Genomic DNA, 12,643 nt, shown 5'->3' on the forward strand with positions numbered 1-12,643 from the left:
GTTTATTTTCTATACTCTATTTATAATATTAAAAATCCAAAGCTACTCCTATACGTATTCTTCTCGGTAAACTGTAATTGCTTGGATCATTCACTTTCACTCCATACAAATCGGTAAAAGATTGAGGGCTTGTTTGTGTCGCAATCAATTGTTGTCCTTGAGCTGAACTTAAAAAGCCATCATCTCCTGGATTTCCAGTAGCTCTATAAACAGCTAATACATTTTGTGTGTTAAATAAATTCAGCACTTGAACATAAATATCCAAATCTGCTTTTTTGCGACTATCTTCTCCTTCTTTTTTCTTACCGAAAGTTAAAGGAATATCTTTATCCACTTTTAAATCTGCTCTAAATTGCCATGGCAAATTCGATCCATTTGGATTTCCTTCGATAACGGATTGTTGAGCAACTCCAATTGCCACATTTTGTGTATTCACATCTCCTTGTGTAATATTGAACTGTCTGGTATAAGGTGTTCCCGAACCAAGACGGAATACTAAATTAGCTCCCATATTTGCCAACAATTGCAATGTTTTTTGTCCGTCTTTCCCTTTGTGTGTGGTTAAAGTAGGACCATTGTAATCGGAACCAGAAGGAAAACGATAATCAATATTTGTTACAAATTGATTCCGTTGGTCATAATCCAATGGAATAATTGTTCTAAGGTTAGGTAAGCCAGCACTCACTAAATTAATCTGCTCTGACGCATTAGAACCTGTTCCATCTGCAAATTGTAAAGTATAACTCGCAGTTAAACGAATATTATTTGTTCTTCTTAAATCATAAGCAATGGTTAATCCTTTTACGGTTCCAAAATCTACGTTTCCATAGGTGTTATAAGTAGTTGGATAAGCATCTACCACTCCTTGTACTTGAATCAAATCTCTAATTTCCCGATAAAATGCAGAAATAGTAATTGCTGAATTTTTACTTTCATTCAACGCTTGTCTGAAACCCAATTCATAATCGGTAGTTCTTTCTGGTAATAAATTCGGGTTGTTGATAACTGAACCAGCTTGTAATTGCTGTAAATACTCATAACTGAATGGGTCCAACCGATTTACTGCACCCGCTGCCGAACCTGCAGTAGGGCGTTGCGTCAATACATCATAATGTGCAAAAAAGTCAGCTACATCCGAAATAGGAAAAGAAAAAGCCAAACGTGGCATCACATTTATTTGTGGCGTATAGCTTTGGAAAGCAGCCGTTGTTAAAACCTGGTTGTTTGGGTTTTCCAAATATGGAGCTATTTTTCCGGTAGATGTTGCCAAAGCCAATACCGTAGGATCTTGTAATTGATTACCTTGTGAATCATACCAAGTACTTCCATTTCTGAATCCTACTATTTGAGTTGGATTGTTGACATCGTTCACATACACTACATAATTGGAACCGATGTTAGCAGGAATGGCACCTAAATTAGTTACCTCTGCGGCTGTTTTAGCAGGATACAACAAATAAGGATCGCTTAGCACTTGTTGATTAGCATCGTAACGGTCGATACGAACACCCACGTTAAATTTTAAATCTTTAAAATCGAAATGATCTTGAATATATCCTGCCACATAAATTGGACGGAAAGGGGCTACCTCTCTGGACAAATCACCTCTCGAATCTACCTTATTAAAATAATCACCTAAAGTTGGGTTGCCTGTTTGCGCACTTCCATCATAATTATAACCATAATAATTAACGTAAGAGCCTCCGCTGTTTAGTAAATCACTTGCACTAAACATGTTTAAAGAATACATACTTGGGTTATAGGAATCAATGTCCAACCATTGTGTGCTGTTTTGGGCTATCCCAAGTTCTTGTCTCAAGCTTTTATCAAAACGCGTTTGTGTACTTCCGTCGTACAAACGGTTGTATTCATAATAATTGTAAGTACCAGAACTTGCTACTATAGGATGCGCTGTGTCTAATTGAGTTAAATGTAAATTCGCCAATTGACGCATCAAAGTCCATAAACCGATTGGATTCACACTAAAATAACGGTCTGTTCTTTGTTCGTATTCAAAACCTACTTGAATCGCATGGTTTTTAATATTCGCAGAAAAATCCGTTACTACTCTAAACTGATTGTTATCTATAACAGTATATCCATTGTATTGGCGACCAGTATTGTACCATAACGAATAAATATTAGAAGGGCGATCTCCATTCAACATCCCCAAGCCTTGTTCTACTTGTGCACCAGTAGTTACGTTTTGTGCACCTGTGTATTTGTAAAAATCGCTCGTGTAAGCGGCTCCTTGAGCGTTGATATTGGAAGGAGTAAAGGTAAGTAAGGAATCCGAGAAAGCAGATTGATAATACCCTGCGGCATGTCCCGGTGTTCCATTTTGAAATTGATATGTTCTGGATTTATATTGATGAAACTGACCAACGTATCCATAATCGAATAAATTAGAACCTTGTGTCGCATCTTCTTGAATACTGTGATAATTGGTGTATCCAGCTTCTATACTATAATAAGCATTTCGGATATTCGACGTTGATTTTTCATCTTTAGATTGTGTGTCGGCGAAACGTTGTGTTAATCTGCCAAAAACTCTCCAAGTATTATTGGTGAATAAAGGATTGTGTGTTGGATTAAACAAAGCATAATCGTAAACAAAAGCATTGTATTTATTGTAATCCTCAGAACCGCCTAATGTTAATGTAATGTTTTTAGAAGGTGCATAATCCAACTTTGCATTTACGATAAACTCCGTAGAACCTACATTTTGGCGCGCTTTGATATGTGTTAAATCATTCATAGTAACATACTCCGCATTTCTCACAAAACCAGCGCCATTAGCTGCTGGAGAAATAGGATTGGCTTGCAATTGCGATAATACATCGCTGTTTACTTGATAAGCTCCAACAGCAGATGGACTTGGATCAATATCGTGTTCTGCTTGACCAGAAATAATAAATCCGAGTACCGATCTTTTTGTGTGGGTCGTGGTATCTTTTTTCATGATAAGCGGACCACCAAAACTAAAGTCAAATAAATTGTATCCGTAAGAATCTGTTAATTGAGACGAAACTGCTTCCACGCCACCAAAGTAAGTGCTTTGTGGTCCTTTTGTCGTAACGTTAATAACACCACCCGTTACATCTCCGTATTGTGCAGGAATACCTCCCGTAATAACGGAAATTTGCTCAATATCGCTTTGCGGAATGCTGCTGGAACCTCTTACTCTTTGTCCATCAATAAAAATAGCCGTTGTACTTTCTTCGTCAGCATCTGCATTACCAGTAGCACGCGCTCCTCTAACACTGATATTTGTTCCTTCATCTTGCTGATAAATACCCGGAACCGTGGATGCCACAGATCCCAAATCTTTGGATGCCATGTGCGTATAATCTTGCGCATCAATGGTTCCTCCAGTTTTCACATCTTTATCAATAATAGGAACTTTATATTCTACTTTCGTAAACGTTTTTAACTGAACGCCGTTTCCATTGTCCATCGCTGCAGGTACCTCCGATATTCTATCTGCATTTACAAAAATACCAGATATTTGCAATGGGTTGTATCCAAGCACTTGAATTTTTACATCATATTTCCCAGGAGGGAGTGGTTTAATATCGGCAATACCGTCAAAATCAGTTTGCCCGCTTCCAACTTGCGCGCCTCCATTTTCAACCACCACAGCAGCAAAAGGAATGCCCTGTTTCGTTGTTTTATCAACAACTTTCACTTTCATCTCGCCGGTTTGAGCCAACACTAATGTTGTTCCGACAAAAAAAACAGCTAACGTAGCGTAGAGTTTACGTATCATATTAAATAGGTTTAATGTTTAGTTTTCCTCGTGCAAAAAATAGAGGTCGTAAATATAGAAATAATAAAACTTAATTTCCAAATATTTTTTTTTATGTGCTTGGAAATAATACCGTTAAATTATTTCCGTCCTCTGCAGCCAGCAATAAAAGCAAGGCTTTGCGCGAAACGAAAAAACATTTCAATAAATTTCAAATTTTATGATTGTTCACTTCAGAACAAAAAGGGGGGAATTTTTTTAATGATAAGTCAACGAACTAAAAAACAAATCTGCTGCTTATATGGACAAAGATATACAAAAAGTTTCATCCTATCCAAATTTATTTTTGGAAATTATTTTTTTACGTTCGAAAAATTATTTTTTCGTGGCTCTTTTTTCGAACCAACGTTTTACAAAAAACTCTCGTTTGTTTTGATTGACACGCGCGGCATGGCGACGATCTTTCCGCATCCGTTTTTGCACTTTTTTTGTTTGCGTTTCCTTTTGATAATCACGAATTTTTTTCTTTTCTGCTCTATCTTGCAAGCGTTTTTGTTTCCAAGCTTTTTTATCTGCTTGTCTTTGTGCGCGCGAGGTAGGTGGACTTTTCTGCGCAGCATTTTCTTGCGAAAACGCCATCACCGGCAAGGCTAAAAAAGCCATCAGAAAAATAATTTTTCGAACTATTTTTAGTTTTTCATTCACGATGCAAAGATAACGTTTAAAAAAATAATTTTTCGAGCATCAAAAAACACATTCGAAAAAATAATTTTTCAAACCGATTTTTTGGTGGTGAAATTATTTGCTGTGTTTTTCTACTCCGTTTCCGTAGTAATGGCACGTTAAAATAGAATCCATTTTTGTTTCGCCTTTCGCGATGGAATGCGCTTTTTGAAGCGTTTCTTTGTCCAATAAGTTAGCCAAAGGTTGCTCCACATTTAAAAAATTTTGGAAGGCAGAAATTAATTTTTCATCCCAAATTTTATGATTATTTAAAATATCATCGGGCATTACACGCGTGCGCGTGCAGCCTTTTTCAGGAACGCAATCAAAGGGTTCCGACACATTCAAATAACCGTAATCGTCCGTCAATTGTTCTCCTGGTAAAATATCGCGCACCGCAATTTCAAATTCGTACGCCGTGCTAATGCAGCTGGAATTGAAGCTATGATTGACAAATCTGGAATTATCCCAACACAAAATAAAATGTCCTTTATTGTTTCGATAACTATAAACGTCCAAAATAGTGTGATAAGGTTCCTCCATTTCCTCCATTTCTTTTGGAGAGAAAATACGATCAAACTTATCTAAAGCCCACGTAATTGTGCCTTTTGGAATGAGTTGAGTGGCTACCACTCCGTAACCAATTTCATCACTAATAAAACGAACTTCTGTATGAGGGTGTATCATGCAATTTTTTTGAAAAAACGAAGTAAATGTATTTTAAATGTGAATAAAAAACACAATTGTTTGTTTATTTTATTTAATTGAAAATCAATATATTGAAAAATTATTTTTCCGAAGCCTTATTTTTGCCTGAAATAAAAAGGTAGAAAAGTCATCTCAAAAAAATAATTTTTCGAAGCATTAAATATGCACTTATTTTTATTTTTCATCTTTTATAATAAAAAAATACTATTTTTGAAAACTCAATTTTGAAAATATCAAGAAACAATAAAACGCTTTTACGATAATGAAAATACGACTATTACAAATCAAAAGCATTTCGCTGATTTTAGCCGCCTTCTCTTTGCTCTCTTTCGGATGCAAAAGCAGCGGAGATAAGTCTTCAGATGCTTCTACGGCACCGAAAATAGACAGCAACAAAACAACAGTTGTAAATGTAAACGGACATTTATTCAGCATTCCTTCGCCCATTCAAACTGCTTTTTTAATCCAAAAAAGTGGGGCAACGTACGACAAAACGATTTTAAATCCAGCTCAAAAAACGGCCAATTACACTTCTAATTTTCAGAAAGCCATTAATTTAGGCATTTACGGAGCAGATTTGGGTTATGTAACAATGTATGATCAACCGCAAGATGCCATTGCCTATTTGCATTCCGTAAAAGGATTGGCAGATGCTTTGGGCGTTTCTTCCGCATTCAGCAAAGAAACCTTGGAACGCTTTGAAAAAAATATTGGGAATAAAGATTCTTTATTAATGTTGGTTTCCGTGGCGTATCGCGAAAGTGATGCCTATTTGAAAAACAATCAACGCAACAATGTAAGCGGATTGATTTTAGCTGGCGGTTGGATTGAAAGTTTAAATTTTGCGACGATTGTTTCAAAAACAAAAAACACAACAGAAATTCAAAATCGTATTGCCGATCAAAAAACATCTTTGCAAAGTTTAATCGCAATGTTAACACCTTATGCAGACGATGCTGATTATAAAAAATTAGTAGATAATTTAAACGATTTATCAAAGTTATTTGAAACGGTTCAAATCAATTACGAATATATAAAACCAACTGTTGACGTGCCGAATAAAACAACCACCATCAACAGTAAATCGGATGTTAAAATTACAAGCGAACAAATACAGGCAATTACTCAAAAAATTCAATCCATCAGAACACAAATTGTAGGCTAAAATGAAAAAGGGAATACTTAAATTTTTATTAGTGGCGTGTGGCTTCGTATATGCGAGCACAGCGTCAGCACAGTGCGATACGATTGCAAACGTTTGCGCAAAACATTTGGAAACGGGTTTTATATCTGACGGACAACAATACCGTGCACTTTTATTGAACTCAGATGAAACAGCAGAATTTCATGCTACTTTTTACGGGGGATCTACATACAGAATTGCTGCTTGCAGTGGATTGACAGACGGAAATTTAATTTTCTCAGTATATGATAGTCAACGTAATTTATTGTTTACCAATAAAGATTATAGCAACGCAGCGTATTGGGATTTTAAAGTTACGTCCACATTGGATTGTACCATTGAAGCACATTTAGATCCCTCAACCAATCAAGGTTCCGGATGTGCCGTGATTTTAATCGGCTTTAAACAATAAGAACTTATTTTATTTCTGTAAAAGGACATGATACACTTTCGTATGATGTCTTTTTTTTATATTTTTAGCTTCTCATCACAAATACAAAATGTAATTTATGAGTGAACGAATTCTGAAAGCCTTAATGCAATTGTTCGCAATTATTGCGCGCGTGGATGGCATTACCAATAATGGGCGCGAGATTGTTCAGTCGTTTTTAAAACAACAACTCAATCAAGAATTGGTAGATCAATACTTGGTTATTTTTGATGGCTTTTTAGAAGTGCTTCATCAATCATCGAAAAAAAAAGACGGCAGCGAAAAACGTACTTCACTTAATTCCGTTAAAGTTTTACGAATTTGTACTCAGATAAATGCAGAATTAACGCAGAAACAAAAAATTGTTGTCCTCATCCGTTTGCTCGAATTTGTTAATTCGAATCAGGAAATCAGTCCGCAGGAATTAGAATTTGTTTCTACCGTTTCGGAAACATTTAACATCGAAGAAGGTGAATTTAAACGCTGCATGAATTTTGTGAAAATGGGATTGGAAACAGTTCCTGATTCTGACAAAATTTTAATTATTGATCACACTAAAAATCCGTCTTTTCATCTTACAAAACATATTTTTTCGGAAACACTTTCTGGACAACTCAGAGTACTGAATATTCCGAGTGTTAACATGTACGCGATTCGTTATTTCGGTGCAAGCGAATTGCACTTGAACGGACAATTAATGGTCGGCGATCGTATTTATATTCTCACGCAAGGCTCGTCGATACGCAGTTCCAAAGTACAACCAATTTATTACAGCGATATTATCAGTTCTTTTTTAAGCGATAAATCTAAATCCAAAATAACATTTATTGCCAAAAATATTGACTATAAATTTAAAGGTGGAAAAACAGGATTGCACAATATTAATATTGCAGAAGATTCCGGAAAATTAATTGGGATTATGGGTGGCAGCGGTGCTGGGAAATCTACCTTGTTAAATGTTTTAAACGGAAATGAAAAGCCTTCGAAAGGAGAAATTTTAATCAATGGAATAAATATTCATTCAAAAATCTCCAATATCGAAGGTGTTATCGGACATGTTTCGCAAGATGATTTATTGATTGAAGAATTAACAGTTTTTCAAAATCTTTTTTACAATGCAAAACTTTGTTTCGGTAATTTAAATGATGCTGAAATTACAAAAATAGTACTCAATTTGCTTACCAACATTGGCTTGTACGAAACCAAAGATTTAAAAGTTGGAAGTCCGTTGGATAAAAAAATAAGTGGCGGACAACGTAAGCGACTCAATATTGCGCTGGAATTAATTCGCGAACCTTCGGTTCTTTTTGTAGATGAACCCACTTCTGGATTGTCTTCCAGAGATTCTGAAAACATTATGGATTTGCTGAAAGAATTGGCGTTGAAAGGAAAATTAATTTTTGTGGTGATTCATCAGCCTTCTTCCGAAATTTTTAAAATGTTTGATAAGTTAATGATTTTAGATGTGGGCGGACATCCGATTTATTATGGAAATCCAGTGGATGCGGTGATTTATTTTAAAACGATTGTGAATCACGTTAACTGTAATGAGAGCGAATGCGTGGTGTGCGGAAATGTCAATCCAGAACAAATTTTTAATATCATCGAAGCGAAAGTATTGGACGAATATGGCAATTTAACATACAACCGAAAAATTTCTCCGCTCGAATGGAATGCGAAATACAAGAAAGAAATAGAACATAAAATTTCGGATGCCGATATGGAGCACACCGAAATTCCGAAAGGAATTTTTAAAATTCCGAACAAACTAAAACAGCTCAAAGTTTTTGTGGTACGCGATGTGCTTTCTAAATTAACAAATACGCAATACCTCGTAATTAATTTATTAGAATCTCCTTTGCTTGCCTTTATTCTCGCGTATTTAGTAAAATATTACAATACAGATGTGTCGAATAAAGCAGGTTATATTTTCCGTGAAAACGAAAACATTCCGGCGTATTTATTTATGGCAGTAGTGGTAGCATTATTTATCGGTTTAACCGTAAGTGCGGAAGAAATTATTCGCGATCGAAAAATCCAAAAAAGAGAATCGTTTTTGAATTTGAGTAAAGGCAGTTATTTGATTTCAAAAATTAGCATCATGTTTGTTTTGTCTGCGATACAAACACTTTTATTTGTACTTGTTGGCAATACGATGTTGCACGTACATGGCATGCTGCTTGATTATTGGCTCGTACTTTTCAGTGCATCTTGTTTCGCGAATATGCTCGGGTTGAATATTTCGGCAAGTTTTAATTCGGCAGTAACCATTTATATTTTAATTCCGTTTTTAATTATTCCACAATTATTATTGAGCGGCGTGATTGTGAAATTTGATAAATTAAATCCAATTATTACGTCGCAAAATTCAGTTCCATTTGCCGGACAAATAATGACTTCTCGCTGGGCTTTTGAAGCGTTGGCGGTAGATCAATTTAAAAACAACGACTACGAAAAACCCTTGTACAAGTACGATAAACTTATGAGTATTGCGAGTTTCAAAAAAGATTTTTTGATAAGCAATTTGAATGGAAAATTAGATGTGTGTCAAAGTAATTTGAAAGACCCAGCAAGTGCAACTGTTGTGAAACAAAATTTAGCGGTATTGAAAAATGAAATTGCGAAAGAAATGAATTACACAGTGGACATTAAATTTAATTATTTAGACAGTTTGAATTCTGCTTCGTTTACGCCACACATCGCTGAATTAACGCGTAATTATCTAAAACAATTGTCGGATTATTACATCAAATTGTGGAATAGCGCAAGCGATCAACGCGATAATTTAATTACGAAATGGAACAGTACGCCGCAAGGAAAACAAGATTTTTTGAATTTAAAAAATGAAAATGAAAACGATAATCTTTCTGATTTAGTAACCAATAAAAACGATTTAAATAAAATTTTAGAAGAAAAAGGAATGCTGATACAGCAAGCCGATCCCGTGTTTTTAGATCCTATTTATTCCAATTTTGGGAACGCACAATTCTTTGCACCCAGAAAAAAAATTCTTGGAAACTATTACGATACCTATTGGGTAAATGTTTTGGTTATTTGGTTGATGTCGTTGTTGCTTACCGTTACTTTGTATTTTGATGTACTCCGAAAAATAATTGACGGAATAGGACTTCTTTCCGAAAAATTTTCACGCAAAAAATCAGCATTCTGAAAAACATTTTTTTGATTTCCTAAAATAGCGGATACTGAGACGATGAAAAATAATTCAAAAAAAACGATTCGAAAAATTATTTTTTTGACGCTACTTTTTACAAGCACGTTCACACCACTTTTTGCACAAGTTTTCCAGCACAAAAAATACGATCTTGTCGCAAAAAAAGATTCTGTTAATCTAAAAGAAACAATTGTCATCAACAATAAAATATTTAAAATTTATAACAACTGGCTTTCTGGCGGCGGCGGACAGGCATACAACTCCGCGCTAACAAAATCACAATTTGTTTGGGGAGCAGATTATAATTTCCATATCCAAGCGCATTATTATCAATTGGGATTTCTCCTTGCTGGAGATGCTTTCGGGAATTATAACAACACGCAATTACACATTTGTTATGGTGGTAGAAAAGAAAATGAAGTATTCAATTTGGCGTATTTTATCGGACCTTCTTACGCCATCATTTATCCTAAGGACAGCACGGGTTATAGCGTTAATTCCGTTTCTGCATTCGGGGTATTCGGAGAAGTACAAATGGTTCGGAAAATTTCGTACGACACTGGTATTGGTGCGGATATTTTTGTGAATGTTAACAGCTACCAAACCATCGCAGGATTGCGAATTATCCTTTATTTTTCAGGCGCGTATCAAGGGCTGAAAAATAAATATGCCGATAAAGCTCCTACTATTTATTAAAAAAAATTCTTTTTTTCCTTTCGAAAAATAATTTTTCAGCCGCTATTTTTTATTTCGATTGAGATGCCTAAAAATTAGACGATGTTAAAATAAATGCTAACTTGCATTAAATTTATTACCTCGTCCATGAAAAAATTGAAAATCATCTTTCTTGTCGCTTTGTTTTTTACAGGATTAACAAGCTTCTCAGAAACGCACTCGGTTACAGGAAAACTCAGCAATCTGCGTCCCTTTAACGACGAATATCAGATAACTGTCGGAAACACATCCTTGGTTCTGATAAAAAATTTAAAAGACAAGACTAAAACAAGTTTTGAAATAAATTCGGAATACAAGGATATTCTTGTTGAAACGAATGGCAAGTATGAAATTAATCCAAAATATGTAAAAAAAGTATTTAAGATATCGTATTACATAAATGGAAAAGGATGGAAGTGCATTCAAAAAATAGTGCTATCAAAATAATAATGAAAAAACAAATACAATTTCTTATAGTAGTTGCACTTCTGAGTATAAACGTAAATGCTCAGACTATACTTGGCATTGATGTTTCTTCTTACCAAGGCACTGTCAATTGGACACAAGTAAAATCAGCAGGTATTACATTTGCTTACGCAAAAGCTTCTGAAGGAGTAAGTATCACAGATGCTTATTTTACGAGTAATCAGATAAATGGAACTTCGGCAGGAGTGGTAATGGGAGCCTATCATTTTGCGCGTCCAGAAGACAATACGGCAATTGCAGAGGCGAATCATTTTGTGAGTGTGGCAGGTCCTTATATTAAATCTTGTTATTTACCACCTGTTCTCGATTTAGAAGATCCTCCCAGCGGACCTGCTCTCGAAACTTTTTTCAGCAGTTCACAATTAACAGCTTGGGTTCAAGCTTGGATGAAAACCGTTTACGATTCGACAGGTATAGAGCCAATTCTCTATACCGATGGAAGTATTTCAGGATACCTAAATAATTCTTTAAATATCTACGGTCTTTGGATGGCTGACCCTGATGGCAATTCATCCACTCCTCCTGCTACTACTGGAGTATGGACTACATGGGATTTTAAACAATGGTCTTTTACTGGTACCGTTACAGGAGTTTCTGGTCAAGTGGACGAGGATGTTTTTAATGGTACTAATACTGCATTTAATGCTTTAACAGCTTGTGTTCCTTGCGTGCATGCCTATACACCCTTACCCTACTCCACTTCATTTGAAAGTGCATGGATAGCGGATCCATGCAGCGGAGGTGCTCAGCGCATCCCTGATAAATATTGGTCAAGCAGCGTAGGAGGCACTTCTCCAGATGGTGATGATTATTGGCACAGAAACGATTATACCGGTGTTGATTGGACTTCGCCTACTTTAGGGGTATATTCTCCTGCTGCATCTGCAGGTTCATACAGTGCACGGTTTCACAACGATCCGCCTCCGGCAGGCTCAAAAGGATTTTTCGATTTATATGTAAATCTTTCTGCGGCAGGCACTAAAGAAATTAAATTCGATTATATCCACAATGAATTATCAGCATCTCCTTTCGCCTTTGATGTGATGCTTTCTACAGATGGAGGGAATACGTTTTCAACTACATTACTAAGTATTCCATCAAAAATTTCTGCTTGGACAACCCAAACGATTACTACAACAGCAATTTCAGCAACAAGTGTTATTCGTTTTGTTGTTACAGACAAAGGTGCTGCAGATGTTGGCATAGATAACCTTAGCGTAACAAATACGCCAACTGCCTCTTATACTACGACAAGCTCTCCAGTATGTAAAGGATCTTCGATTACTTATACAAGCACATCCTCTGGCGGACCAACGAGCTATAGTTGGGTATTTCAGAGTGGGACTCCTGGCACATCAAGCACTGCAAGTCAAGTTGTAACTTATAATACGGCAGGAACTTATACCGTTAGTTTAACAGCTACTAATTCGAATGGATCGAACACAACTACTTCAAGCATTGTTGTGAATCCGACTCCAA

General features: G+C 35.9%; 9 protein-coding genes. 6 read left to right on the top strand and 3 right to left on the bottom strand.

All coding sequences use genetic code 11. The features are described from left to right. Window positions 1-28: 28 nt before the first annotated feature. The 3 genes from ABIZ51_01535 to ABIZ51_01545 all read right to left on the bottom strand — a co-directional run bounded on the left by ABIZ51_01535 (window position 29) and on the right by ABIZ51_01545 (window position 5,158). Window positions 29-3,769, bottom strand: a complete 3,741-nt coding sequence (locus ABIZ51_01535) for a TonB-dependent receptor (GenBank protein ID MEO7087455.1) — start codon at window positions 3,767-3,769, stop codon at window positions 29-31. A 354-nt stretch (window positions 3,770-4,123) separates the two neighbouring features. Further along, the gene (locus tag ABIZ51_01540) at window positions 4,124-4,453 is read right to left on the bottom strand and encodes a hypothetical protein (GenBank protein MEO7087456.1); all 330 of its coding nucleotides are present in this window, start codon (window positions 4,451-4,453) and stop codon (window positions 4,124-4,126) included. A 93-nt stretch (window positions 4,454-4,546) separates the two neighbouring features. Next, window positions 4,547-5,158: an SET domain-containing protein gene (locus ABIZ51_01545; protein ID MEO7087457.1), complete on the bottom strand. Its 612-nt coding sequence runs from the start codon at window positions 5,156-5,158 to the stop codon at window positions 4,547-4,549. A gap of 283 nt (window positions 5,159-5,441) precedes the next feature. Between ABIZ51_01545 and ABIZ51_01550 the strand changes: the two genes are divergently transcribed. The 6 genes from ABIZ51_01550 to ABIZ51_01575 form a co-directional block, all read left to right on the top strand. After that, a complete protein-coding gene (locus tag ABIZ51_01550; protein MEO7087458.1) occupies window positions 5,442-6,344 on the top strand; it encodes a hypothetical protein in 903 nt (300 codons plus the stop codon). A gap of 1 nt (window position 6,345) precedes the next feature. After that, entirely contained in the window at window positions 6,346-6,774 is a 429-nt protein-coding gene (locus ABIZ51_01555) for a hypothetical protein (protein ID MEO7087459.1), read from the top strand. Window positions 6,775-6,871: 97 nt separating this feature from the next. Continuing rightward, complete coding sequence (locus ABIZ51_01560) at window positions 6,872-9,961, top strand: ATP-binding cassette domain-containing protein (protein MEO7087460.1); 3,090 nt, start codon at window positions 6,872-6,874, stop codon at window positions 9,959-9,961. A 42-nt stretch (window positions 9,962-10,003) separates the two neighbouring features. Then, window positions 10,004-10,660 carry a hypothetical protein gene (locus ABIZ51_01565; protein MEO7087461.1) on the top strand — a complete coding sequence of 219 codons (657 nt, stop codon included), beginning with the start codon at window positions 10,004-10,006 and terminating at the stop codon, window positions 10,658-10,660. Window positions 10,661-10,786: 126 nt separating this feature from the next. After that, window positions 10,787-11,125 (top strand): hypothetical protein, encoded by a 339-nt coding sequence (locus ABIZ51_01570; protein ID MEO7087462.1) that lies wholly within the window; start codon window positions 10,787-10,789, stop codon window positions 11,123-11,125. Between the two features lie 2 nt (window positions 11,126-11,127). Continuing rightward, window positions 11,128-12,643 (top strand): GH25 family lysozyme (locus tag ABIZ51_01575; GenBank protein ID MEO7087463.1); only part of this gene is annotated, 1,516 nt, incomplete at its 3' end.

The organism is Bacteroidia bacterium (genome assembly GCA_039924845.1).
Lineage (GTDB): Bacteria > Bacteroidota > Bacteroidia > DATLTG01 > DATLTG01 > DATLTG01.

Coding starts and splice junctions, on each gene's coding strand:
- ABIZ51_01570 (MEO7087462.1), top strand. CDS start 10,787: ATGAAAAAATTGAAAATCATCTTTCTTGTCGCTTTGTTTTTTACAGGA.
- ABIZ51_01550 (MEO7087458.1), top strand. CDS start 5,442: ATGAAAATACGACTATTACAAATCAAAAGCATTTCGCTGATTTTAGCC.
- ABIZ51_01535 (MEO7087455.1), bottom strand. CDS start 3,769: ATGATACGTAAACTCTACGCTACGTTAGCTGTTTTTTTTGTCGGAACA.
- ABIZ51_01555 (MEO7087459.1), top strand. CDS start 6,346: ATGAAAAAGGGAATACTTAAATTTTTATTAGTGGCGTGTGGCTTCGTA.
- ABIZ51_01560 (MEO7087460.1), top strand. CDS start 6,872: ATGAGTGAACGAATTCTGAAAGCCTTAATGCAATTGTTCGCAATTATT.
- ABIZ51_01565 (MEO7087461.1), top strand. CDS start 10,004: ATGAAAAATAATTCAAAAAAAACGATTCGAAAAATTATTTTTTTGACG.
- ABIZ51_01545 (MEO7087457.1), bottom strand. CDS start 5,158: ATGATACACCCTCATACAGAAGTTCGTTTTATTAGTGATGAAATTGGT.